Source organism: Streptomyces sp. SLBN-8D4, from assembly GCF_049739545.1.
GTDB classification, from domain to species: Bacteria; Actinomycetota; Actinomycetes; order Streptomycetales; family Streptomycetaceae; genus Streptomyces; species Streptomyces canus_C.
Map to the genome: position 1 here is coordinate 6,265,312 of NZ_JBMGQC010000001.1, position 25,062 is coordinate 6,290,373.

At 70.4% G+C, this 25,062-nt stretch carries 14 protein-coding genes and 2 pseudogenes; 6 read left to right on the forward strand and 10 right to left on the reverse strand.

From position 1 onward, the window contains the following. The first annotated feature begins 1 nt into the window (after position 1). The 5 genes from RKD20_RS28445 (at position 2) to RKD20_RS28465 (ending at position 11,238) form a co-directional block, all read left to right on the forward strand. Positions 2-6,706: an SDR family NAD(P)-dependent oxidoreductase gene (locus tag RKD20_RS28445; protein WP_424880192.1), complete on the forward strand. Its 6,705-nt coding sequence runs from the start codon at positions 2-4 to the stop codon at positions 6,704-6,706. Between the two features lie 440 nt (positions 6,707-7,146). Then, complete coding sequence (locus RKD20_RS28450; RefSeq protein WP_424880193.1) at positions 7,147-8,157, forward strand: alpha/beta hydrolase; 1,011 nt, start codon at positions 7,147-7,149, stop codon at positions 8,155-8,157. Positions 8,158-8,236: 79 nt separating this feature from the next. Beyond that, positions 8,237-9,457: a glycosyltransferase gene (locus RKD20_RS28455; RefSeq protein ID WP_424883343.1), complete on the forward strand. Its 1,221-nt coding sequence runs from the start codon at positions 8,237-8,239 to the stop codon at positions 9,455-9,457. 404 nt (positions 9,458-9,861) lie between these two features. After that, positions 9,862-10,089, forward strand: coding sequence for a chaplin (locus RKD20_RS28460; RefSeq protein WP_424880194.1), 228 nt, complete (start codon positions 9,862-9,864; stop codon positions 10,087-10,089). A 138-nt stretch (positions 10,090-10,227) separates the two neighbouring features. Then, positions 10,228-11,238, forward strand: a complete 1,011-nt coding sequence (locus RKD20_RS28465; RefSeq protein WP_424883344.1) for a chaplin family protein — start codon at positions 10,228-10,230, stop codon at positions 11,236-11,238. Between the two features lie 70 nt (positions 11,239-11,308). Here the strand turns inward: RKD20_RS28465 and RKD20_RS28470 are convergent. Together RKD20_RS28470 and RKD20_RS28475 are read right to left on the reverse strand one after the other, a co-directional pair. After that, a pseudogene (locus tag RKD20_RS28470) lies at positions 11,309-12,586 on the reverse strand (NAD(P)-binding domain-containing protein). After that, positions 12,586-13,790: pseudogene (locus RKD20_RS28475) on the reverse strand (ATP-grasp domain-containing protein). Before RKD20_RS28475 ends, RKD20_RS28470 begins: the two co-directional pseudogenes overlap by 1 nt. 113 nt (positions 13,791-13,903) lie before the next feature. On the opposite strand from RKD20_RS28475, the gene RKD20_RS28480 reads away from it, so the two are divergent. After that, positions 13,904-15,199, forward strand: coding sequence for a glycoside hydrolase family 26 protein (locus tag RKD20_RS28480; RefSeq protein WP_424880195.1), 1,296 nt, complete (start codon positions 13,904-13,906; stop codon positions 15,197-15,199). Between the two features lie 19 nt (positions 15,200-15,218). On the opposite strand, the gene RKD20_RS28485 is transcribed toward RKD20_RS28480, so the two are convergent. Genes RKD20_RS28485 through RKD20_RS28520 form a run of 8 tightly spaced genes read right to left on the reverse strand, consistent with a single transcriptional unit; the run spans position 15,219 to position 24,952 of the window. After that, complete coding sequence (locus RKD20_RS28485; protein ID WP_424880196.1) at positions 15,219-16,313, reverse strand: GNAT family N-acetyltransferase; 1,095 nt, start codon at positions 16,311-16,313, stop codon at positions 15,219-15,221. After that, complete coding sequence (locus RKD20_RS28490; protein WP_424880197.1) at positions 16,310-16,960, reverse strand: lipopolysaccharide biosynthesis protein; 651 nt, start codon at positions 16,958-16,960, stop codon at positions 16,310-16,312. Before RKD20_RS28490 ends, RKD20_RS28485 begins: the two co-directional genes overlap by 4 nt. Continuing rightward, positions 16,957-18,108 carry a glycosyltransferase gene (locus RKD20_RS28495; RefSeq protein WP_424880198.1) on the reverse strand — a complete coding sequence of 384 codons (1,152 nt, stop codon included), beginning with the start codon at positions 18,106-18,108 and terminating at the stop codon, positions 16,957-16,959. The genes RKD20_RS28490 and RKD20_RS28495 overlap by 4 nt, the downstream gene beginning before the upstream one ends. After that, positions 18,105-18,860 carry a polysaccharide deacetylase family protein gene (locus RKD20_RS28500; RefSeq protein ID WP_424880199.1) on the reverse strand — a complete coding sequence of 252 codons (756 nt, stop codon included), beginning with the start codon at positions 18,858-18,860 and terminating at the stop codon, positions 18,105-18,107. Before RKD20_RS28500 ends, RKD20_RS28495 begins: the two co-directional genes overlap by 4 nt. Then, entirely contained in the window at positions 18,850-20,745 is a 1,896-nt protein-coding gene (locus RKD20_RS28505) for a lipid II flippase MurJ (RefSeq protein ID WP_424880200.1), read from the reverse strand. Before RKD20_RS28505 ends, RKD20_RS28500 begins: the two co-directional genes overlap by 11 nt. Further along, complete coding sequence (locus RKD20_RS28510) at positions 20,742-22,106, reverse strand: O-antigen ligase family protein (protein WP_424880201.1); 1,365 nt, start codon at positions 22,104-22,106, stop codon at positions 20,742-20,744. The genes RKD20_RS28505 and RKD20_RS28510 overlap by 4 nt, the downstream gene beginning before the upstream one ends. A 9-nt stretch (positions 22,107-22,115) precedes the next feature. Further along, a complete protein-coding gene (locus tag RKD20_RS28515; protein WP_424880202.1) occupies positions 22,116-23,543 on the reverse strand; it encodes an exopolysaccharide biosynthesis polyprenyl glycosylphosphotransferase in 1,428 nt (475 codons plus the stop codon). Then, positions 23,540-24,952, reverse strand: a complete 1,413-nt coding sequence (locus RKD20_RS28520) for a glycosyltransferase (RefSeq protein WP_424880203.1) — start codon at positions 24,950-24,952, stop codon at positions 23,540-23,542. Before RKD20_RS28520 ends, RKD20_RS28515 begins: the two co-directional genes overlap by 4 nt. Between the last annotated feature and the right edge of the window lie 110 nt (positions 24,953-25,062).

The following is a 25,062-nucleotide window of genomic DNA, read 5'->3' on the forward strand; positions in this document are numbered from 1 at the left end:
CATGCAACCCAACACCGAAGCGGCCACGGAATCCGAGGACGACCCGATCTCCGCATCGGGGCTGCGGGCAGCCCTGCGCCAACTCGTCAGTGACCTCTGCAGGGTGCCAGAGGAAGAAATCGACCCCGCCGCTCCGCTGGCGACCTACGGCCTGACCTCCCGTGCCGCAGTCGACTTGGCCGGACGTCTGGAACGGCTGCTGAAACGCCCGCTGCCCGCCACCCTGGTGTGGGAACACCCAACCATGGAACGTCTCGTGCAGCACCTGTGTCCCGTCCCACAAGATGCTGTCGAAAGCGGGGAGTCACGAGCATGTCCTGAGCGGCCCCTCGCTGAGGGGCTTGACCCGGACAGCGACCACGTTCGCGTGGCCCCTTCGGCACCATGCTCTGTCGCGGTGGTCGGCATTGGCTGCCGCCTGCCCGGTGGTATCAGCGGGGCGGACACCTTCTGGAGACACCTTCTGACGGGGAGCGACCTTACTGGGCAGGTGCCGAGCAGACGGTGGCGAGATTTCGCCACCGGCCCCGGCGCAGCGAAACTGGTCGAGGACACCAGCCCTTACGGTGCCTTCCTCCACGACATCGAGGCCTTCGACGCCGACTACTTCGGCATCACGCCGCGCGAAGCCGAGGTCATGGACCCTCAGCAACGACTGCTGCTCGAGGTGTGCTGCGAAGCCCTGGACCACGCGGGAGTGCCGGCGCACGGGATCGAAGGCACCAACACCGGTGTGTTCGTCGGACTGAGCGCCCTCGAATACGGTCATCTGACCACGTCTGATCCCTCGCGACTCACTCCCTGGACCAGTACCGGGGCGGCCGGGAGCATCGCCGCCAATCGACTGTCGTACGTCTTCGACCTGCACGGACCCAGCCTCACGATCGACACGGCCTGCTCATCGTCCCTGGTCGCCGTGCACAATGCCTGCCGGAGCCTGGGCAGCGGTGAGTGCGACACCGCCCTGGCGGCTGGTGTGAACGTCCTGCTGTCTCCGCTGGTCACGGCCTCCTTTGAGGAGGCTGGAGCACTGGCCGCAGATGGACGCTGCAAGCCCTTCGACGGCTGTGCTGACGGCATCACCCGAGGAGAAGGCTGCGGGGTTGTCGTGCTCAAACGGCTCGCCGATGCCCAGCGCGACGGCGACAGGATCCTGGCCGTCATCAAGGGCACCGCTGTCAACAGCGACGGACGCTCTGCGGGGCTCATGGCCCCCAACCCCGCAGCTCAGGAGAGCCTTCTGCGCACAGCGCTCGACCACGCACAGGTTGAGGCCGACAGCATCGACTACGTCGAGACACACGGTACCGGTACCCTCCTGGGCGACCCCATGGAAGCCAGTGCACTGGGTGCTGTGCTGGGCTGCGGTCGGCCGGTCGACCAGCCGCTGCTGATCGGGTCGGTCAAAAGCAACCTCGGCCATCTCGAGGGAGCCGCGGGCATCGTCGGTCTCATCAAGACGGTCCTGGCATTGCACCATCAGCGCATCCCGCAGACCCTGCACTTCCACACCCCCAACCCGCACATCGACTTCCCGGCCCTGCGGCTACGGGTCGTCACCGCCGCCACCCCCTGGCCGGAGCGGCCTTCCCGGCCTGCGCGGGCCGGCGTCTCCGCGTTCGGTTTCGGCGGCACGAACGCGCACGTCGTTCTTGAACAGGCACCCGTCACCAAGCGTGTCCTGCCCCTTCCCGAATTGCAGACGGAAGACGGTTGCCACGACGGCCCACACGTACTGATCGTCTCGGCTCGGTCAACGGATCGCATCGCGGACGCGGCAGCCGGCCTTGCCCGATTGACCGCGGCCGAGGACGCACCCGCCCTGCTGGACATCGCGCACACGCTTGCCCGCCACCGGCGAGGCCCCAAGTGCGCGGCCGTTACCGCGCGCACCGGCCAGGACGCTGCAGCACTACTGGCCGCTCTGGCGCGCGGCGAGGAACTGCCGGGCATCGTCTCCCCGCCACCTGACGACCCGGCAGGACGATCGGCCGCTACCCGCCGGCCGGTCTTTGTGTTCTCCGGCTACGGATCCCAGTGGCAGGGCATGGGCAGGCGACTCCTCCAAGAGGACATGTTCTTCGCCGCAGCCGTGCGCGACCTCGACCCCGTCTACCTGGCCGAAACGGGGCTCCCCTTCAGCAGCATGCTGACCCCGTCGCCGTCCCCCACCCACGTCGACCACGTCCAGCCTCTGCTGTTCGGCATGCAGATCGCGCTGGCGCGAACCCTGGAAGCCTACGGTTTGCGCCCAGCGGCCGTCATCGGTCACTCGATGGGAGAAGTCAGTGCTGCGGTCACCGCAGGAGCACTCGACCTGGCTGACGCTCTGCGCGTGATTCTGCGCCGGTCCGAGGCACTGGCCGCCATCGACGCACAGGGCCTCGGGGCGATGGCCGCCGTCGAGCTTCCGCTCGAGACCCGCGCAGCGGTCCTGTCGCGTCACCCCGGCGTCGGCATCGCCGTGCACTCCTCTCCCCTCAGGTGCACCGTGGCTGGACCCGCGCGGCCTGTGCAGGCACTGGTGGAAGAACTGGTGGCCCAAGGAGTGTTCGCCCGGCTCCTTGAGGTAGCGGGAGCAGGTCACTCCGCGGCAGTCGATCCCGTGCTGCCGAGGGTCCACAACGCGCTGGCAGCACTGCGTCCCCGACGGGCGGACCTCCCCTGGTACACCACCGTGCACGAAGACCCCCGCGCAGACGTCCACGCCGATGCCGACTACTGGTGTGCCAATCTCCGCCGCCCCGTTCGCCTCTACCAGGCGGTCGAGGCGGCCGCGGCAGACGGGCACGACCTTTTCCTAGAAATCTCACCCCACCCCATCGCACTCGTTCCGTTGAACGAAACGCTCCACGCCCACGGCGCATCGGTTGTCTCCCTGCTCCGCAAGGAGGGAGATGAGGCAGTCGACCTGCGCTCGGCACTCACCCGACTGCACCTCGCCGGAGTTCATCTGGACGAAGACCGCCTGTGGCCTGTCGGGACGCGCGTCGCCCTGCCCACTCCGGCGTGGCGGCACAAACGCTACTGGTTCGGCCGCCCAGGACGGGCAACCGCTGCCTCCGACGTCGGCCACGGTCTGTTGGGCACGCGTACCGATGATCCGCGCAACGACACCATCCTGTGGCAAACCGACCTGGGAGCCGGCACTGCCCCCGCTCCCGAAAGCCACCTCCACGGCTGTCCGGTCCTCACCCTGCCCGCAGCCGCCGCCATCGTGATCGCGGCAGCCCGGGAAGCCCAAGACTGCGACGCGAGCGCTTGTGTGCGAATCGAGGACCTGGCCCTGCACGGATGGCTGCCGATCGCCAGCAGCACACCCGTCACTGTGATGTGGGAACCCGGCGAAGAAGACGCCGTCGCAACGATCAACGCCCGCGCCACCGACGGCACCTGGCACCGCTACGCATCAGCTCAGGTCCGCGTCCTGGGAGAACCTCCCGAAAGCACACCCGAAGACACCCCTGGGACGCAACCAGCCCTCACCAGCCACTGGGCACCCACCACAGAGAGGGAATCGGCCTCCCGGGCCGTCGAAGAAGCGCTCACTGCAGTGCTCTACGCGCCTGCCGGAACAGACACAGCTGATGCGCGCGACGCTGTCCCCGGCATTGATCCTTCCCAGACTGTCCCTGTCGCCGTGCACCGTATGCACGTTCACAACCTCACGGCAGACGGGCCCCTCAGCATCCAAGCACACCCCACCGCACCGAACCTTGCGCCATCTGCCGGCGCACCGACGCCCCCGGCCGCCACCCTGCCGGCCTGGAACGTGGTCGCGAGCGGGGCAGGAACGTGTATCACGGCCCAAGGTGTCCAACTGCACTGCGCCGAACGCGCAGAGGTACCGGAGCCACTGGAAGCGTTCACCTACGAGATCCAGTGGCAAAAGTCGCCCGCCCCGCTGCCCGGCCGACTCGACAGCGCGCTCGTGCTGAGCGACGAGGCCTCCGCGCGTTCGAACGCCACTGTGAACACTGCCCTCCACACCGCCCTGAAGCAGCGACGGGTACAGACCACAGCCGGCACGTATTCCGAAGAGCACACAGACCAGGTACTCGCCGACTGGCTGGCCGGCACCGAGCGCCATGCCAACCGGGCCGTAGTCCTCCTGCTGCCCCCTCCAGCACAGGCCAACCATGCAGAAGCGTTGCAGACAGCCACACAGGTCGCCAGACACCTCGCGTCCAATGCTCCTGCTGCACCACCACGACTGTGGCTGGTCACTGAACGGGCCGTGTCGACGTCACAGGCTGAAGGCGGGGTACCGAGCCTGGCCTGTCTTCGCGGACTCGTCCGCGTCCTGCACCTGGAAGAACCCGGCCTGAGGGCGAGCCTAGTGGACCTCGACATGCACCCTGGCTCCGCCGACGACCTCGTCCAGGAACTGCTCGGCGACAGCCTTGAAGACGAAGTCGTCTGGCGTCTGGGAACCCGTCTCGTCGCCCGTCTGACCCGCGCCGACCTGATGGAACAGCAACACAAGGCACCGTTCGTCCGGCGCAGCGGTGCCTACATCATCACCGGCGGTCTCACGGGCCTGGGCCTGGCGACGGCGCGCCGCCTCGCCGACCAAGGCGCGGGCCGCCTGGTCCTCAACGGCAGGCGGCCCCCTTCGCCGGAAGCCCAGAAGACCATCGCCGAGATGTCGGGCGGCGCCACCTCGATCACTGTGGTGCAGGGAGACATCGCAGACCCTGAGGTAGCGGCACGACTGGTCGACAGCGCATGCAGCGAAGGGCATGCCCTGCGCGGGATCGCCCACTGCGCCGGAGTTCTCCATGACCGGATGATCACCGACCTGGCCCCAACCGACGTCGACGCGGTCCTGCGCCCCAAGGTCACGGGAGCACTGCAACTCGAGAAGGCACTCGGCGGCCACGAACTGGACTGGTGGGTCTCCTACAGTTCCGCAGCGGCACTTCTCGGTTCGCCGGGCCAGGCCGCCTACGCGGCCGCCAACGCATGGCTGGACGCGTTGGCGTACCAGCACCGGGCCCAAGGCAAGCGCGCCCTCTCGATCGCTTGGGGTCCCTGGCACGACACCGGCGCCGCCCCTGCCCAGCGCGACATGGCGACGGAGGGCCTGAGCTTGTCCGAAGGCCTGGACGCATTGCACACCCTCATCGTCCGCAACCGCACGCACACAGGTGTCATGCACCTCGACACGCGCCGAGTGCTCGAGGCATTCCCCGGCATGCTCGACATCCCCTTCTTCTGTGAAACGCTCACAGACGACACCACCGCCGGCGACGACTGGGCCGGCCCCGACGGTGTCGCAGCACTCGGTGCCGACGCGGCCGACAAGGTCTTCGAACGGCTGGTCAAACGCACAGCTGCCATCATGGGCTTCAGCGTGGCTGACCTCGACGAGACGGCCTCCCTCCCAGCGCTCGGCCTTGACTCGCTGATGGCCGTACGCATCCGTAACGCCGTACAGCAGGACTTCGCTGTCACCCTGCCCACGGACCTCATGTTGCGGGGCGCGACGCTGCGGGAGGTCGCCGACGCCGTGCTGAGCGACCTCGGACTGGGCGCCGACAATGAGCAGGCGCCGTCCCCGCCCGAGAGCGGACCCACCTGTCGGCCGCATCCCGTCCTGCCGTCGACGATCCAACCGCGGGATGCCGCCGAGCGCCTGGTTGCCAGCACCTGGACGGAGGTCCTGCACAGTTCGCCCAGCGACGTACGAGCCGACTTCGTGACGGCCGGCGGAGATCGGGGCACCGCTGAGCAGCTCGTGAAGGCAATCCGGCGCCGAGTCGGTGATGTCCGCCTGGACATCACCGCAGCGGAAATCCTGACGCAGCGGACAGTGGCCGGGGTGGCAGACCTCATTCGGCCGGCAGTCAACCCGGCCGCCGAGTCCGTCATCACCACATTGCGAAAGCCTGGCCCAGGCACGGCAAAGGCTCCGCTGTTCACATTCCACCCCGCCGGGGGACCGACTTCCGTCTATCGGCCCCTGACGGAACTCCTGCCGCCCGACCAGCCCGTGTACGGGATGGAGCGGATCAGCACGCTCGATACGATGGAAGAAAAAGCGGCACACTATCTAGGCCTCGTGAAAGACATCCAGCCGCACGGACCGTTTCGACTTCTCGGCTGGTCCTTCGGCGGCTGCCTCGCCTACGAAGTGGCGCAACAGCTGCGGGCAGCAGGACAGGACATCAGCTTCCTCGGCCTCGTGGACACGATCCTTCCCGCTGCTCTGCCCGGCCTGCACTCGCAGGACGTACTGCTGGAGCGGTTCGGCCGTTTCGCCGAGTACGTACGGAAGACCTATGGGCATGACCTTCAACTGCCGTACGACGAACTGGCCGCTACCCCCGAGGATCAGCAGATCGATCTGGTCATGCGCCTGGTGGCCGAGTCGGGCCTCGACATGAGCCCTGGGATCATGGAACACCAGCGGACCTCGTATCTCGACGCGCGCGTCGGTGAACGCTACACACCGCGGCCGTACAACGGTCCCGTAGTCCTCTACCGTGCTCAGCAAGCTCAACCGCTCACCACGGCCCTCGACCCGCGCTACCTCAGGCCGGATGCGGATCTCGGCTGGGGACCCCTGTGCCCCGCCCTCGAGATCGTCCCGGTTGAGGGTGACCACCTCTCCCTCATCGATCCGCCACACGTTGCCACGATCGCTCGCCACCTGACGCAGTCCCTCAGAGCGGTCGACAACCGACCCGCTGACGACGGATAAATTCCGTCTGAGGCAGTTCAACCGACCAGTCGGTGCCACACGTGTGGCACCGACTGGCGATCCAACACCCCGCAGGGGGCCCATCGCAGCTTGCCACGGCCGTAGCCTCCTGCTTTGCCACAGCCACCGAAGCTGCACCCCCGAGAGGTATGGGCTGCCCACCGGTTGGATATCTCCAGTGACTCAACATTCGGCATATGCCGCAAGAGCCAGAGGCATATGGTCACCCTTTTGGCGGGGCGCGCCGGGGGAGTGCATCGCGGCAAGGGCGCAAGGGAACCAGTAAATCCGTTCATATGCTCGGAGTGTGCGAGAGCGTGGGTCTTTTTTGCTCCGCCTCCGGTGTGTCCACTGGTACTTAGTAGTGCAATTCAGGCATGGTCTGGTTTGGGATCCCTTATTCCCGGCACCTCCATGTCATCTCGAGGAGACTTCGCGGCGTGACTCTTTCGGTCAGACTTTTTGTCGGTCGCCTTCGGCTGCGCGGCCTCCGGCACGTGTCATATCTTTCGCTCCTTGCTCTACTGATGACCGCGGGAGTGTCGACGGCGGCGGAAGGCCATGACGGCCCGCCGGTCGCCCCGGAGGCTCACATTGTTTCCGTGAAAAGGATCGACTCCCGTACACAGGACCTCATGGTGAGCTCGCCGGCCATGAAGAGTGTCATCCCCGTTCGAGTCATTCTGCCCAAGAATTGGGCACAGGGTCCGAAGGTAAACTTCCCAGTCCTGTACATGCTGCACGGCGGTGATGACGACTACACTTCGTGGACTCGTGAGACCGATATCGAGGAATTGACGCAGTCGTCAGATGTGCTCGTCGTGATGCCCGATGCCGGGAAAGCCGGGTATTACAGTGACTGGCGCGCCGGTGAGCCACGGTGGGAGACGTTTCACACGGGTGAGCTGGTGCGCCTTATGCAGAGAACATACCGAGCCAGTTCCTCGAGGGCGATCATTGGTCTGTCCATGGGAGGCTTCGGCGCTCTCAACTATGCGGCACATCACCAAGGAATGTACAGGTACGTAGGCGCAATGAGTTCCTACGTCGATCTGAACGATCCAGCTGTCCGAATTGCCCTGGCGCTCGGTTCCCAGAGGGACGGCATCGACATCAGACGTGTCTGGGGCGACCCCGTCAAGGATTCCGGTGTCTGGCAGGCGCACAACCCTTCCGCCATGCCGCATGCTTTCCGGGGCGCGCACGTGCATCTCTCGTCGGGCAATGGCGTGCCGGGCCCGTTGGACCTTCATCGCAGCTACGATCAGGTACTTGTTGGCGCAGTGGCTGAAGCGATGCTTCCGAAGCCCATGGAAAAGTTCGCATCTTCGCTCCGCTTGGCGGGCGTAGAGGTCACGACTCACTTCTATCAGCCGGGCACGCATGCCTGGCCGTATTGGCAGCGAGAATTGCATGCCATCTGGCCCGCCGTGATGAGATCACTCAAGTAGTGCCGCTTTCCACGGAGTCCTGTCGGTCATGGTGTAATGCAGAACCGGCCGAGAAAGGGATGGCATGGGGCGAACCGTGATGATCTTCGCTGCGGGGTCCCGCGGCGACGTTCAACCCTGTTTGGCGTTGGGCAGAGAGCTAATTCGCCAGGGGAATCGAGTCCGCATCCTCGCCAGTATGCGCTACTCGCCTCTCATCAGTGAGGCCGGGATTGATTTTCACCCCCTCGTTGCGGACCCCGCAGAGATCATCGAGTCAGCAGCGGGAAGGGAACTTCTGGAAACGGGGAGCAATCCGGTTTCCTTCATCCTCGGCATGCGAAGAGTATTGCGCCCCTGCATCACCAATCTACTGGAACAGACACAGGGCGGCGCAAAGGGGGCCGACTTGGTTCTGGCCCCTTCTTTTGGCTTCCTCGGCATTCACCTCGGCCAGTTCCTGCGAGTTCCGCACGCGATCATTCACTTCCAGCCCAGTCAGCCCACCAGAAAATTTCCGCACCCCTTGATGCCGGCTGCAAAGCTGCTCGGCTCCTTGGGTAACCGCTTGAGTTTTGACGCGGTCGATGCCGGGTCCTGGCTCATGTTCCGTCCCTTCATCAACGAATGGCGCCGACAAGGCCTCGGCCTGCCGGCCTTGTCCCTGCGGGCTTCGATGCGTCGCATCCGCCGCGCGCCTGTACTCTGTGCGTTCAGCTCCTCGATCGTGCCGAGACCGCCTGACTGGGGCGGGAATATCCATATGACTGGATTCTGGCATCACGAACAGCCGTCCTGGGAACCGTCCCGACAGCTGCTGGACTTCCTTGCCGATGGCCCACCCCCTGTTTATTTCGGGTTCGGCAGCATGACGCCCAAGGATCCCGCGTCCACCAGCGACCTCGTACGGAAGGAATTGCGACGGGCAGGACTGCGTGGAGTGCTTGCTGGTGTTCCAGGAACGAGTGAGCCTGACATGCTAGCGGTGCGGGAAACACCCCACCACTGGCTGTTTCCGAGGATGGCTGCGATCATCCACCACGGTGGGGCGGGAACCACAGCAGCAGCGCTGCGCGCCGGAAAGCCGTCACTTGTCTGCCCATTCTTCGGTGATCAATTCTACTGGGCAGATCGGGTGCATGGCCTGGGTGCCGGGCCCAAGCCGTTGCCGGCCCGCAATCTGACGGCTTCCACCCTCAGTCGACGCCTCCGCGTTCTCACCAGTACGGCTTACGAAGATGCGGCATCAAGGCTTGGACGAGCACTGAGTGCAGAAAATGGAGTTTCCCAGGCTTGCAGGGTGCTGAACACTTATCTATAGGACTGAGAGACTTGGCGGACCGGGCATCGCCACAGCGCCGACCACTCCCTTGATCGGGTTCGCGGCTCACCGGCGGCCTGCGCGATGGCCGGCCGCGGGCAAGCGAACCACCCAGCTGGCGGATCGGCGAAAGCGGATCGGGCAGCCAACCCTTTCGGGCGAGCCACCCCGGACCGCTTTTCAGATTTCCGCCACCGCTGGGGGAAGCGTTTCTTACTCCTCCCGGGGGAAATCGAAGATTCAACACGAGGCGTTCGAGTGAATTATCCTGCGGCGCGGGTTCCTTGGTTTCTCCGGCTGTCTATCCCTCGTTGTGCAGCCTGTAGGTCATGGTGCGAGCCGTTGAGGCTGTGCTCGCTCGGTTTCGGCCGTCACCAGGACATGACCACAGAGAAGGGAAGCTCATGAAGAAGACCGCCGCTGTCGTCGCGGGTGTGATCATGGCTCTCGGTACGGCCGCCCCGGCTTTCGCGGACGCCGAGGCCGAGGGTGTAGCGATCGGTTCCCCAGGGTTCCTCTCGGGCAACGTGATCCAGTTCCCCATCGACGCTCCGCTCAACGAGTGCGGCAACGCGACCGACGTCACCGCTCTGCTGAGCCCCGTGATCGGTAACCGTTGCAGCAACGACTGACGACGTAACGCTCAACGCACGAGCCGCTGCGGCTGTGTCGTGGCCGGCCTTGGACGTCTTCTCCCCGTTCCAGGGCCGGCTTTTCCCACTTCTCCCAGCAGGAAGACAACGAGAGTGCGACAGACCCTGAGCAAGGGAATGGTCGCGGCCGCCGCCGCGACGAGCATCCTGTCCCTGTACAGCAGCCCCGCCCTCGCCGACTCGCAGGCGGGTGGGGCCGTCAAGGGCTCGCCGGGCGTCGTGTCCGGCAACCATGTCGAAGTCCCCGTCGAGGTGCCGGTGAACGCCTGCGGCAACTCCGTCAACGCGGCCGCCGGACTCGCCCCGGCGTTCGGCAACCAGTGTGCGAGCGACTCGGGTTCCCTCAAGCACCGCGAACACCAGAGTTCGCACGAATCCTACGGCGACGACACGGGGTACGGCGACGAGGACTCCGGCTACGGCGACACGGGGCACGGTGACACCGGTTACGTCGGCCACGGTGGCGGACACGGCGACCACACCCAGCCACCCGGGCATGTCGACAACACGCCGCCTCCCGGACACGGCGACCACACGCCACCGCCCGATGGCGGGCACCAATCTCCGTCGCCCAACGCCGGGGGAGACCACACCCCGCCTCTGTCCGGCGAGACCACGCCTCCGCCTCATGATGGAGGGGACCACACCCCGCCTGCGTACGGCGAGACCACGCCTCCGCCTCATGATGGAGGGGACCACACCCCGCCTGCGTACGGCGAGACCACGCCCCCGCCCCATGGTGGAAGGGACCACACCCCGCCCTGCGACCATGGCGGCGATGAGAGTACGCCGCCCCCTTACGGTGGCGATGAGAGTACGCCGCCCCCCTACGGTGGCGATGAGAGTACGCCGCCCCCTTACGGTGGCGATGAGAGTACGCCGCCCCCCTACGGTGGCGATGAGAGTACGCCGCCCCCCTACGGCGGCGATGAGAGTACGCCGCCCCCCTACGGTGGCGATGAGAGCACGCCGCCTCCGCACGGCGGCGGCCATCACACCCAGCCGCCCCAGTTGCCCCACACCGGCAGCAACAGTGAGGCCATGCTCGCCGCCTCCGGTGCGAGCGCCGCGATGATCGTGGCCGGGGCCGTGCTGTACCGACGGGGCCGAGCCGCGTCCCGGCGGTAGGGCCGAGGGGATCGCACCGGGTGCCGGACGGGTTCTCGTCCGGCACCCGCGCCCGTGCGGGGAAGGGCGATCACCGGTACGCCCGCGTCGGGCTCTCGCTCGGGGAGGGCCGTCCGGGCGCCGGGATCGCCCCGCTGAGCTGGCGGACCCGCAGATGGCGCTGCACCCCCCGCACCGACGCGCCCGCCGTGTAGGTCGCCCCGTGCACGAACCGCATCGCCGGGCCGAATCCCGAGGCCGTGACCAGACCCGCCAGGAACAGGCCGGGGTACGACGACTCGAAGTCCCGCCCGACCTCCGGGGAGCCGTCGATCATCGTGCCCAGACTGTCGCGCAGGTCGACGCAGAGCAGGGTCAGCCGGTCGAGCGAGGCAGTGAAACCGGTGGCGGCGACCACGTGCTCGGTCTCGACCGAACGCAGCGGAGCATGCGAGCCGTTCGCCCGGCTGAGGACCTCCAGACGCACCCCGCCCGGCACCGCCCGCGCCGAGGTGACCTCGTGGGCGAGCAGGACCTCGACGGCCCGCTCGACCCGGTCCCGTACCCACCAGGAGCCCGCCGGCCCCAGGGCGGAGGCCGTGATCCGGGCCCGCGTCCGCTCCGGCAGACGGCGGAAGACGCCGGGGCGTTCGGAGTAGAACCAGTTGCGCCATCCGGGACCCAGGCCGCTGTGCGGCGAGCGGGCCGACTGCCACCAGGGGCGCTCCCACGGCGGCGGCGCGTCGTTCCAGCACAAGCGTGCGGCGCGTGCCAACACCCGTACGCGGGTGCCCTGTGCGGCCAGCAGGGCCGCCGTCTCCAGGGCCGCCTGGCCGGCACCGATCACGGTGACGTCCTTGCCGTGGAAGCGGATCAGGTCGCTGTGGTGGCTGCTGTGCGAGACCAGCGACGCGTCGAGTCCCCGCAGGGCGGCCGGGATCTCCACGAACGGCATCACCCCCACCGCCAGCGCCACCGTGCGGGCGAGCAGCACCTGGCCGTCGTCCGTGACCGCCTCGAAACCGCCGGGGCAGGGGGCCACCCGGGTCACCGTGCGCTAGTCGACCTCCGGTACCGCTTGCCGGGCGAACCACAGGCCGTAGTCGGCGAACATCTCCACCGGGACCGGTTCCCCGTGCCGGGCCGAGACCCCCTGGGCGGCGCAGTAGACGTCGAGGCGCCGACGGCCGCGCGGATCCGAGAGGTCGGAGGAACAGGGCTCCGACTTGAGGAACATGCCGCGCGGCATGTGGTCGCGCCAGGAGGCCATCGGCCTGCCGAAGACGCGCGGGTGCAGTCCGGCGGCCGCGGCGTGGGACGCGACGGACAGGCCGTACGGGCCCGCGCCCACCACCAGCAGGTCGTACATCAGCAACTGCTCGCTTTCTCGTCGTCGGACCGGTCGCTCACGTCCGACAGTTCGGTCGGGGGGACGTCACAGGGGGAGGGCGCCTGGTGCAGCACGCGCGCCCGCCCACGCGGTCGCGGAGGCGGTGGGCGACATGGCGGGTCCACAGGGGCCACAGGGCGCGCCCGGGGCCACGGTCGTCGGGGGCGTGCCAGGCGTGTTCCCGGCCGGGGGACGCGGGCCGCAGCGCGCGGAGCGGCGCGTAGGGGTGCTGGGCGCGTACGACGTCCAGGCCGGCCGCGTCGGCGAAGAGCCGGAACTGGGCGCCCGGGCGGGGGTTGAAGTCCAGGAGGCGGTAGCGGCCCGTGCTGCCGCAGCGGTGGAAGGCGAGGTCGAGGATGCCCCGGTAGCCGAGCTCCGCGGTGAGGCGGTCGGCGACCGCCCGCGCCGTGGGGTTGGGGGCCCAGCGGCCCACCGCCGTCAGGCCCGTGTCACGCGGCCAGGACCGCAGCTTGACGTCGGCCCCACCGCCGTGGACACGGCCCGTCCGGTCGACGTACCCGTGGAAGAACCAGTCCCGTTCGGGGCCCGGAGGCAGGAAGGCCTGCAACAGCAGGCGGCTGCCCGCCTCCTCGGCACGCAGGTACAGCTCACGGGCCTGGGACGCCGAGCGCAGCAGGACCGTGCTGCGCAGGCCGGTCCCGGTCGGCACCAGCCAGGGGCGGCTCCACTTCGCCACCACGGGCAGCCCCAGACGCCAGGCGGCGCCGGCGGCCTGGGCGGGGCTGTCCGGGCACCAGCGTCGAGGGGGGCGAGACGCCCAGGGCGGCGCACAGATCAGCCAGTTCGGCCTTGTCGGCGACGAGTTCGGGCAGCGCGTCCGGCATCGCCGGGAGAAGATAGGTGGGGGCGAGGTCGTCGCGCATCCGGTTCACTGCGACGGCACTCGCGTCGTCCATCGGGATCAGACGGCCGGACGGGTGACCCGGGCGGCCACCCGGCGCAGCGACACGGCGATGTCGCGCGCGGATGAACCGGGCGGCGGGGGATGCAACTGCCGTACAAAACGCGATCGGGAAACGGGACTTCCCGTCGAATCGGCGACCACATGCACCTCGACTCCCGCTCTGCCGAGCGAGCGTACGGCCCCGAGCGTGCCGTGATGAAAGGGATTCCGGTCGATCCGCAGGAGAACGGTGGGGATGCGGATGTCAAACAGCGACACGGCCGTGAATGTCTTCTCACTCGTCGGCCGTAACGGCGGTGGCGTAATTCCTGTTCATGTGACTGAGTGTCAGTAACCGGACTTCAGAAATCGGATTTCAGAAAGGAGCGGGCATGGACCGAAAGAAGCGACGTCCCAGGTCCCGGGGGCTGGCCGTCGTAGTGGCGACCGTGGCCGCGTCCGCCGTGCTGGCCTCGGGCACCGGATTCGCCGCGGGGGTGGTGCGGGTCGGCGATCCGTCCTCTCCCACGCCGGCGCTCTCCGCGACCCCGTCGCCGTCGACGGCGACGCCTCCGGCCGTTGTCACCACACCGCCCGCCGTCACCGGCCCGTCGGCCCTCGTCACCCCACCGGCCGTGCAACCCCGCCCGGATACGCCCGCGTTCGGCGCCTTCCTCGACTCCGGTGCCAGTGGCATCGCCCGTATGGCCGACCTCAGCACCTGGCTGGGCGGCGCCGACCTGCGCGTCGGCCACACCTACCTGCCCGGCAACACCTGGAGCGACATCGAGGGCGCCCCCGGTTTCCTGGATGTGTGGGCGGACTGGCGCACCGAGCGGGCCGACCGGATGCTCGTCCTCAACGTGCCGATGCTCGACCACAACGAGGACGGTGTCTCCGACGCGCGGGTGGGCCGGCTGCTGCGGCTGGGCGCGGCCGGCGCGTTCGACCGTCACTTCAGGGCCCTGGCCGAGCGGCTGGTGGAGCTGCAGGTACCCGACACGGTGATCGTGCTGGGCTGGGAGATGAACGGCATCACGTACACCTCCCGCTGCGGGCCGGACCCGGAGGCCTGGAAGACGTACTGGAACAGGATCGTCACCACCATGCGCTCGGTGCCGGGCCAGAAATTCCGGTTCGATTTCGCACCGACCCGCGGCCGGGACGCCATTCCCTGGACGCAGTGCTATCCGGGGGACGACACGGTCGACATCATGGGCATGGATGCGTACGACCAGCCCTCCGGACTGTCGTTCGACGAACAGGTGAAAGAGCCCTACGGCCTGCAGGCACACGTGGACTTCGCCAGATCCCACGGCAAGCCCATTTCCTATCCGGAATGGGGACTCTTCCGCAACGGCGACAACGCGGAGTACATGAAGCGGATGCTCGCCTGGATGGACGAGCACAAGCCGCTGTACAACACGCTCACCGACTACTGCCCGCACGGCGTCTTCGGGTGCGGGCAGAACCCGCGGTCGTCCACGGTCTACCGGTCCGTCCTCTTCGGCCGCACCGACGAGGCGACCTCGACCCCGCAGCCCACCGAGCCGACCCCGGTGCCGACCTCGGTCCCGACACCGACGCACCCGGCCAACTGCTCGCCCGTCGAACTCGGCGACTGGGTCGAGTACTGGCTCGGCGGGAAGCTGTGCCTGCGCTTCGACTGGTGGTCGCGCAGCCGGTGACCCGGAGGCGGCGGGTGTCTCACGGCCCGCCGCCACCGCGCTCCCTCCACTTCCGCACGGCCCGCACGGCCTCCCTGCCCCGCTGCCGCGCGGCCACGTCGCAGAGGGCCGCGGCCAGCAGCGGGGCGGTGCGCCGCTGGGCCAGCAACAGCCGCTGGTTGACGGCGGGTTCGGGGCGCCAGTGGTGCTTGTACGGCTCGTCTCCGCGCAGCAGGCTCAGCGTGCCGCGCGCGTGCCAGGTGCACGCGTCGAGCAGCATCACCGCCACGTCCGCCTTGCGTTCGCGCAGACACGGATGGGCGCCGTACAGATAGGCGCCCGCCAGCAGCGGGGACAGCAGGGTCAGATCGACGGCCACTACGTCGTCGTCGAGCCGGAATTCGGTGACGACCGCGGCCCCCGAGCGCACCATCGGCCCGACCGCCCGCACCAGATGCTCACGGAACCGCTCCCGCAGATGCTCGGACGTCACCTTCCGCCCCTGCCACTGCAGTTCGTGCAGCTCCATCAGCTGCCGCAGCGCCTTGTCCACCTCGTCCGGCCCAACCCCATACCGTTCGACGCCGAGCGCGTGAAGCTTACGCAGCTTGGCGCGCACGCGCTGGGCCTTCGGCGACGGCAGCCGGGCCACCAGTTCGTCCATGGGTACGGCGGGCAGCTCCAGGCACAGCGAGTCGGCCATCCGGCGCCGGGGGCCCTGCCAGTGGTCGTAAACGCGCTCGGCCGCCCCGCCCGGCCGCACCTCGCGCAGGTCGATCAGCGAGGTGCGGGCGCAGACGGACAGGCCCTCGGTGAGCGCGGCGACCGCTTCCTTGCCGCGGCCGTCGTCCAGCAGGACGTCGCCGTAGTCCGAGATGGCCCCGCCGAGCGGCACCAGCGCGGGCACTGGCCGGCGCACCCGCATCAGGGGCGCGGCGGCGACGAGCTCGCCGCCTTCCCGCACCAGCAGCAGGCGCAGCCGACCGCGCCTGCCGTACGACAGCCACCAGGAGTGCAGCCAGGCATGGCTCTGGAAGGGGGTCGCGGTGGCGCACCGGCCGTGCAGCCGCCCCCAGTCCGGGCCGAGCCCGGCGAAGACGGCCTCGTCGGTGACGAGTTCGGTCGTGTACGTCACAGCCGGCCGTGGGCTTCGGCGGCGACGGCGGGGGACGGCACGGAGAGGGCGGGCCCGGATCCGTCAGTGGTGCGGCGGGGCCGGACCAGCAGAACCAGACCGCCGAGCAGCCCGCCCGCGCTCGCGCCGATCAGACCGATCGCCGCCGGGGAGGCAGAGGACGGGGAGGTCGGCTTGGTGGCCCGGGCGAACTGCTGGAGCTCGACGTTGGTCTCGCTCCTGGTGTCCGTGGAGTGCTGGGTCAGGGCGCGGGAGACCGCGTTGGCCATGTCGGCGGCCAGGTCGGGCTGGGAGGAGGTGGCCGTGATGGCGACCATCGGCGCGTCTGGCGAGGTCGCCGCCTGCACGCTGGACTGCAGCGTCCTCACCGGTACGCCCGCCCACACCTGTGCGTCCCCGAGCACCGCGAGCTGGGTGGCGACCCGGCCGTAGGCCTGCGCGAAGCCCAGCGCGGACGCAGGGTCGGACTTCGAGGTCGGCACGGCGACGACGTAACTGGTGGCCGTGTACGTCGGCGGCTTCGCCAGGCCGTAGCCGCCGCCGAGGAGGCCGCCGGCGAGGACGCCGGCCGCGATCAGGGTCCACGGCGGCAGGGTCCTGGCGCGGGCGACGGCCGGGCGGCGGGGGGCGGTGAGGGTTTCGGTCATGACGAGGGGACTCCCTGGAGTGACGGGGACGACGACAGGGACACCGCGGTCGTGTACACGCCCATGAGCTGGGCGGCGCTGCGGGTGATGCAGTAGTGGCGGGCGGCCTCGGGGGCCGTCCGTGGAGCGGGGCCCCGCGCGCGGGTCGCGGCCACGGCGGCCGCGAACTCCTCGACAACGCACGGGACTCGGCGCGCGGAGGCGGCCTGCTGAGGGGGCAGGTCCTCGATCGCCGGGCAGGAGGCGTAGAGCACCGGCAGTCCCGAGGCCAGGGCCTCGACGATCGCCAGGCCGAAGGCCTCCTCCGGCGACGGCGAGGCGAGCACGTCCATCGCGGAGGCGAGCGAGGGCAGGTCGGGGCCCGGGGTGCCGTCGGGCGCATAGGGGCGTTCGCCGGTGAACAGGACCCGGTCGGCGACACCGGCCTCGTGCGCGGTGCGGCGCAGGACGTTCTCCTCGCCGCCCCCGCCGACCAGCAACAGCCAGTGGTCCCGGGGGAGCCGGGCGAGGGCGTGGACGAGGACGTCGAAGCGTTTGCCGGGGGCCAGGCGTCCGATGCCGCCGATGACGTAGGCGTCCTCGGGCAGGCCGAGGCGGCGGCGCGTCTGACGGTGCCGGTCGGGGTCGAAGCGGAAGCGGGCCAGGTCGATGCCGTTGGGGACGACCACGATCCGGGGGGCCGGGACGCCCCAGCGGCGCAGGCGCTCGGCGACCGTGGGGGAGACGGCGACGGTCGAACGGCCCAGCCGCTCGCTGGCCAGGTACAGGGAACGCACCCCGCGCGACAGCCGCCGGCCCTCCATCTGCGAGTCGCCCAGGGAGTGTTCGGTGGCGACGATCGCCCGAACCCCAGCGAGACGCGCGGCCAGCCGGCCGTAGACGCAGGCGCGGTAGAGGTGGGTGTGGACGAGGTCGTAGCCGCCCGAGCGGATGAGCCGCACCAACCGGGGCAGCGCGGCCAGGTCGCGGTTGCCGGCCATGCCGAGGTGGGTGACGCGCACCCCGTCGGCGGTCAGACCCTCGGCCACCGCACCCGGGTTGGTGAGCGTGACGACATCGCAGTCGACGGGCAGATGCCGCACCAGCAGCCGCAGTTGCTGCTCGGCGCCGCCCACCCCGAGGCCCGTGATCACCTGCAGCGCTTTCATCGCGACTCCTCGACGGGGCGGCGCCGCAGCCGGTGCAGCCGGTGCTTGAGGAAGAGGCGCACGGCGTGGTCGTTCTGCCCGACATGGACGCGGGGGAGGGCGTGCGGGCCGGTCAACGGGCCGGGATCGATGGCACAGGCGTACGCGTAGCCGGCGTCCCGGACGGCACCGACGACCCGCCGGTCGATCGTCCCGTACGGATAGCAGAACCCGGCGACCGGGCCGCCCAACAACTCCTCCAGCGCAGCCCGGCTTTCGAAGACCTCGGCCCTCAGCGTCTCGTCGTCCGCCTTCGTCAGGTCGAGGTGGGTGAGGCCGTGCGAGCCGATCTCGACGCCCTCGGCGGCCGCGTGCCGGATGCCGTCGGCGGTGAGCAGCGCCTTGCGCGGGCCCCGGGGGTCCCAGGCGTTGCTGCCGCCGAGCCGGCCCGGCAGGACGAAGAGGGTGGCGCGGCACTCCCAACGGTCCATGACGGGAAGGGCGTGGTCGATGAAGTCCGCATACCCGTCGTCGAAGGTCAGCGCGATCAGGTCCCGGCCCTCGCCACGGGCGCGCGCGGCGAGCAGTTCGGCCACGGAGACGGCCCGCAGGCCCCGCCGGTTGAACCACCGCAGCTGGGTCTCCAGCCGCTCGGGCGTGACCGTGATGCGGTACGGGTCGTCCTCGAATTCGGCCACCGAGTGGTACATCGCCACCCACGGAACCGGGCCCGGGGTGAGTCGTCTGCCGGTGTCTTGGGAGTCAACGGCCATGCGAGAGCCTTCGTGTGAGGGTGCGTACGGAGTGCAGCGCGGGGTCGAGGCCCCGGGCGCCGAGAGCCAGGCCGAGCAGGAGGAAGACCGTGGTGGCGGTGAGGCAGCCCGCGGCGAGGGCGGGCACAGGGGCGGCGACGTGGTGCGCGACGAAGGCTCCCGCCGCCGTCGCCACCACCGCCGCGCGCAGCGGCTTGGTCAGCTCCGCCAGCACCCGGCGGGTGGGGATCGGGATGCCGCCGCGGCCCATGCCGGCCAGCAGCAGGGCTGCGGTGACGGTGATGCCGGCGGCATTGGCGGTCGCGATGCCGTCGACCCCCCACGGCAGCACCGTGAAGGCGCCGATCCAGGCCGTCACGACGATGCCGGCGGTCATCGCGCAGACCGGGTACCAGGTGGGGCGGCCCGCGGAGAAGTAGGAGCGGACGAGGACGCCGACCAGGGTCTGCCCGAGCAGCCCGAGGGCGTACACGCGCATGGCGCCCGCCGTCGCCGCCGAGTCCCTCGGGGTGAACGCGCCGCGCTGGAAGAGGAGTTCGACGATCTGCGGGGCGCAGGCGATCACGACCGCCGTGCCCAGGAGCACGATGCACGCGGCCAGCGACAGGTCCCGCTCCACCCTGACCCGGGCCTGTTCGGTGTCGCCCTCGGCCAGGGCGCGGGCCACCACAGGGAAGGTGACGGTGCACAGCATCAGCGACAGCACCATCGGCATCTGGGCGACCTTCTGCGCGTAGTTCAGGTGCGAGATGGCGCCGGCTGGGAGGTGGGAGGCGAGGAACCTCTCGATGAGCACCTGCGACTGCCGACACAGGGCGAAGAGCAGGACGGTGGCGACGAGGGCGAACTCCATGGGCCGCGCTCGGTCGGGGGCGGAGGCGGCCACCGTCTCCGCCCGCCTGCGCAACTGTCGCCACATGAAGGGCAGTTGTACGGTGACCATCAGGCACCCGCCCACCGCGACGCCCACCGCCGCCGACCGCACGCCCCAGCGGCCGCCGAGGGCGAACATCCCGGTGATGATGCCGATGTTGTAGGCGACGTAGATCGCGGCGGGGGCGAGGAAGCGGCGGTGGGCGCGCAGGGCCGCGCTGCAGTAGCCGGCCAGTCCGAAGCTAAGCACGCAGGTCGCCGTCAGCCGGGTGCAGTCGACGGCGAGCGCGGGATGCGGCAGGCCCGGGGCGAGGGCCTCGACCAGCTGCGGTGCGGTAACGATGAGCAGAACGGCCGTGGCGACGAAGCCCAGTGTGAGGCGCGGCAGGGTGGCGCCGACCAGCGCTCGGACGGGGTCACCGGGAACTCCTTGCGCGCGCCGGGCCAGCGCCGCGCTGAACGCCGGGATCAGCGCGAACGCGAGCCCGTCCTCGATCAGCAGGGTCGCCGCGAACTCCGGCACAGTCCACGCCACCAGGAAGGCGTCCGTCTCACTCCCGGCCCCGAACAGCCGGGCCAGCGCCTGGTCCCGCACCAGCCCCAGCAGGGCCCCGGCGATGGACAGCCCGGCGGTGACGAGAGCGGCCTTGGCGAGAAACCGCCCGGAGGGGGAGGACGCGTCGGGGGCGTCGGTCGCGGCGGGGTCACCAGTACCGCCGGCCGGCTCCCGGTCGTCGCCGGGGCGGGGGGCGGAGGGGATCGGGGAGGGTCGGGGGGTTGCGGTGGCGCGCGTGCCTCCGGCAACGATGTGCGGGGCGCTTCCCGAGGACCATGCGTCCGTGGGGTCCTGGGCACCGCACGGGTCCGTCGGAGTCGGCACTGATGGGACTTGCGATGCGTCCCCGAAGGAGCGGGCCGCCGGCACCCCCGCCGGGTTCGGCGGTGTCGCGGGGTGCGGTACGGGGCCGGTGGCGTGGGTGATTCGGGGGGTGCCCGGGGGTGTCACCGTCATCGTGACGTGGCCTCCTCGGCGCCGCCGCGGGTCCGCTCGACCGCTCCCCGTGCCCGCCTGGCCCGGAGCCCGGTCTCGTCGGCCCCGACCAGCGCCCACCAGGCCACCGCCCCGAAGACCACCGCCGTCAGGACCGTCGACGGGCCGCCGATGTCCGCGTACGCGAAGTCGATGAGCTGCCAGACCAGCAGACCCGTCCCGATCAGGGCGCAGTCCAGCCCCGTGCCCGGCACCCGCGCCCGCCACAGCCCGCGCAGACCGCACACCAGCAGGGCCAGCCAGCCGCCGGTCAGGGCGAGCGCCCCGACGAGGCCCTGCTCGGCCAGCACCAGCAGGTACATGTTGTGCGGGGACAGCAGCGGCTGCTTGAGGTACGCCGCGCCCGCGCCCTCCGTGTCGCTGCCCGAGGACAGGGCCAGCGAGGCGTGACTGTCCCGGTGCTCCGGGAACCCCTTCAGCCCCACGCCGGTCAGCGGCTGTTCGCGCCACATGCCGACGGCCGCCGCCCACATCGTGTACCGGTCGGTCACGGACTGGTCCGGCGCGTCGGTGACCCGCGTGATGCTGGCGATCCGCTCCTGCAGCATCGCCGAACCGACCCCGAAGCCGCCGACCAGGATCACCCCGGCCGCGACCGCGGCGGCCGCCACCTTCAACGCCCGCCGCACCCCCGCGAGCACCAGCTGCACCGCGCAGGTGGCCGCCGTCGCGATCCATGCCCCGCGGCTGAAGGACAGCGCGAGCGGGAGGAACAGCGCCAGCGCGCAGCACGCGGCGACGGTCCGCTGCCGTACCGAGGCCCGGCCCAGCGCCAGACCCAGCGCGCACACCAGACCGAAGGACACGACCGTCGCCATGCCCATCACGTCCGTCGGCCCGAAGGTGCCCACCGCGCGGACGTCCTCGCCCTGGTACGAGGCACCGGTCCCGGTGACGTACTGGTGGACCCCGATGGCGCCCTGGCACACCGCCAGTCCCACGAACGACCAGGCCAGCAGTCGGAAGTCACGGCGGCCGCGGATCAGCAGGAGCACGGCGGCGGGCACCAGGACGAAGATCTGGAGGTAGCGGCCGAGACCGGTGATCCCGGCGCCCGGCGAGGACGCCCCCGTCGCGGCGACCGCAAGCCCCAGCACCGGAAGGCCCAGCACTACGGCGGCCGTACGGGACAGGGGGCGCCGGCGGTCCCGCACGACACGGATGGCGCAGTACAGCACCACGACAGCGGAGAGCGCGTCGGCGGGGCCCGCGCCGCTCTCACCGGTAGGCGTGAGCGGCAGACCGAGCAGGACGAGCACGGCGAGCACGGGCAGGACCGGCGGCCACTCGCGGACGCGGGCCAGGGGCAGGGCATGGCTCATGGGCGTCGCTCAGCTCCCCGTCGGCCGTACGAGTGTGGCCGCGGTGCGCAGCAGGATGCAGATGTCCTGCCACAGCGACCAGTTGTCGATGTACGCGTTGTCGAAGCGCGCCCGGTCCTCGATGGAGGTGTCGCCGCGCAGGCCGTTGACCTGGGCGAGCCCGGTGATCCCGGTCCGCATGCGGTGGCGGGCCGCGTAGCCCGGATAGTGCTGGCTGAACTGGGCAACGAAGTACGGGCGTTCGGGGCGCGGGCCGACCAGGCTCATGTCGCCCCAGAGGACGTTCCACAGCTGGAGCAACTCGTCGAGGGAACTGCGGCGAAGGAAGCGGCAGAACCAGGACATGCGGTCCTCGTCGGCCACGCTCCAGCGGGTCGCGGACTCGTGTTCGTCGACCGGGCGGTGGGTGCGGAACTTCAGTAGCGTGAAGGGGCGGCCGTCCTTGCCGATGCGCTCCTGCCGGAAGACCACCCCCGGCCCGTCGCTGACCCGTAGCACCACCGCGCACACCAGCAGCACCGGGCTGACCAGCAGCAGCAGCGTCCCGGAGACCAGCACGTCCAGCAGCCGCTTGCCTGCGCTCCCGCGCCGCGGCCCATATCCCATGTCGAGGCGGCGGCAGGAGAATCCGGCGAGCTGGTCCCGGGTCGCGTACGACGGGAAGTCCGCGTCGACCTCCCACACCGTGCACCCGGACTCGGCGAGCGCGCGCAGCAGCGGTCCCTGCTGGGTCCGTACCGAGGGATGGATGGCGAGCACGTCCCGCACGCCGTTCTGGATGAGCGCCCGCTGCACCTCCTGACCGGTCGTCAGCACCGGCAGCCCGTCGCTGCCCTCGGGGCGTTCGGCGACGATCCCGACCGGGAACACCCCGCAGCGGGGGTGCCGCAGGACGGCGGCGGCGACGCGCTGGGCGGTCGCCGCCGGGCCGATGACCAGGGCGGTGCGGGGGCCGCCGAGCAGGGCGGTGCGCCGGCGCCAGTGCACCAGGCCGCGGCCCGCGCAGTCCGCCGTTGACTGGAGCAGGAAGCCCAGCAGCAGGGTGCGGGCGGACAGCGCGTGCGTCAGGGCGTACGCCGCGACGAGCGCGGCGAGCGCTGCCCAGGTCACGGCGATCCGGCCGCAGACGACGGGGAGTTCGTCGAGGACGCCGGGTGCGTGCTGCGGGGGATGCGGGCGCAGCAGCACCGACGTGGCGACCAGGAGGGCCAGCAGCAGGGGGCCCTGCTCGACGCCCGCGAACGCCACGGCGCCGAGGACGGCGGCGGTGACGTCGGCGGCGAGCAGCGGCACCGGGGAGGCGGGGCGCGCCGGAGGGCGGCTGGCCGGGAACCGGAAGCCGGCCGCGGCGGTGCGCGTGGGCATGACCGAGACGGGCGAGAATCCGGGATCTCGTGGCTGCCCGCCGGGCGAGGGGACGGTACTTTCCGCGGTCACGAGTGGATGGACTCCCTGGACTCGGAGGGCACGGCGGCAGCGGCGGGCACGTCGCCGAGCAGGTCGCGGTACACGCCCGCCACCGCTTCGGCCGCGTGCCGCACGTCGTGCGTGGACAGGACGTGTCGGCGCCCCAGATGCCCGAGCGACTCTCGGAGCAACGGATCGAGCAGCAACGAGGACACGGCGTCGGCGAGTTCGCCTGGATCGCCCGGGAGGACGAGGCACCGGGGCGTGGGGACGTCCGTGGGGTTCCCGGTGTCGGTCGCGGGGGCGCTGTGGCGGCCCGCCGCGGAGGCGGCGGACGGATCCCTGGAGCCCGCTCCCGGGCCGGGGCGACCGGGTGCCGAGGCGGCGCCGCCCGCCACGGTTCCGGTGGCCGGACCGCGGTGGCCGACTCGCGAGCCGGGGTGGCCGGGCGCGGAGGCAGGGGGTCTGTGCGCCGGATTCCTCAGGGGGCGGCGGGTCGGCCTCAGGGCCGGTGGCAGGATTTCGCGGGCTCCGTCGACGTCCGTCAGGACCACCGGGCGTCCGCAGGCCATCGCCTCCAGCGGGGCAAGCGCCATGCCCTCCCAGCGTGAGGGCAGCACGACCAGGTCGGCGGCCTGGTACCAGGGCGCGGCGTCCGGGACGGCCCCGGCGAAGACCACCGACTCGGGTGCGCGGGAGCGGAGTTCGTCGTGGTCCGGCCCTTCGCCGACCAGCACCAGCCGGGCCTCGGGGACCCGGTCCTGCACGGCGTACCAGGCGTCGAGCAGGACGTCCTGCCCCTTCTGCCGGCACAGCCGTCCCACACAGACCACCAGCGGGGCCGCCGGATCGACGTCCGGGAGCAGCGTGGCTCGTACGGCGTCGACGGCCGCGGGATGAAAACGTCCGGGATCGATGCCGTTCGGCACGACGGCCCATTGGGCGGCGATCCCGGCGCGCGCGCCGGTCGCGCGCTCCGCCTCGCTCACACACACCACCCGGGAGGCCCAGTGTGCCCCCCACCGCTCCCAGCGCAGCGCCAGCGCCGCCATGCCCCCGTCGACCGCCTCGAACGACCAGGCGTGCGGCTGGAACACTGTGGGGACGCGCCCGCGCACCGCGAGCCGTCCGGCCAGCCCCGCCTTCGCACTGTGCGCGTGCACCAGATCGGGCCGCACCCTCGCGACCACTCGCACCAGTCGGCGTACCTCTCGAACGAGTGTCGGGCCCGGCGAACGGGTCGCTCGCCAGGGATGCACCTCGGCGCCCAGCGACCGCAGTTCGTCGGCGAGACGGCTCGCGGGGCAGGCGACCGAGACGTGCAGACCGGCCGCGAGCTGGGCCTGCGTCAGGTCCGTCACGACACGGGCGACCCCGCCGTCCACCGGCTGGGTGATGTGCAGGACCCGGGGCCGGGGGTCGGGTGCTGGCAGGTGCATTGCGCGGTTTCCTCGCTCATGGGTGGCGCTCGGGCGTCCCGCTGGGGAACGAGCCGGAAGGCCAGCTGGTCACCGCCGGGCCGTGGAGCGGTGCCGAGATCGAACAACCT

What these genes read in the sequence shown, in the direction of transcription:
- RKD20_RS28460 (WP_424880194.1), top strand. Translation starts at nt 9,862, where the DNA reads ATGAAGAAGACCGCCGCTGTCGTCGCGGGTGTGATCATGGCTCTCGGT.
- RKD20_RS28495 (WP_424880198.1), bottom strand. Translation starts at nt 18,108, where the DNA reads ATGAAAGCGCTGCAGGTGATCACGGGCCTCGGGGTGGGCGGCGCCGAG.
- RKD20_RS28490 (WP_424880197.1), bottom strand. Translation starts at nt 16,960, where the DNA reads ATGACCGAAACCCTCACCGCCCCCCGCCGCCCGGCCGTCGCCCGCGCC.
- RKD20_RS28505 (WP_424880200.1), bottom strand. Translation starts at nt 20,745, where the DNA reads ATGACGGTGACACCCCCGGGCACCCCCCGAATCACCCACGCCACCGGC.
- RKD20_RS28455 (WP_424883343.1), top strand. Translation starts at nt 8,237, where the DNA reads ATGATCTTCGCTGCGGGGTCCCGCGGCGACGTTCAACCCTGTTTGGCG.
- RKD20_RS28480 (WP_424880195.1), top strand. Translation starts at nt 13,904, where the DNA reads ATGGACCGAAAGAAGCGACGTCCCAGGTCCCGGGGGCTGGCCGTCGTA.
- RKD20_RS28520 (WP_424880203.1), bottom strand. Translation starts at nt 24,952, where the DNA reads ATGCACCTGCCAGCACCCGACCCCCGGCCCCGGGTCCTGCACATCACC.
- RKD20_RS28510 (WP_424880201.1), bottom strand. Translation starts at nt 22,106, where the DNA reads ATGAGCCATGCCCTGCCCCTGGCCCGCGTCCGCGAGTGGCCGCCGGTC.
- RKD20_RS28500 (WP_424880199.1), bottom strand. Translation starts at nt 18,860, where the DNA reads ATGGCCGTTGACTCCCAAGACACCGGCAGACGACTCACCCCGGGCCCG.
- RKD20_RS28445 (WP_424880192.1), top strand. Translation starts at nt 2, where the DNA reads ATGCAACCCAACACCGAAGCGGCCACGGAATCCGAGGACGACCCGATC.
- RKD20_RS28465 (WP_424883344.1), top strand. Translation starts at nt 10,228, where the DNA reads ATGGTCGCGGCCGCCGCCGCGACGAGCATCCTGTCCCTGTACAGCAGC.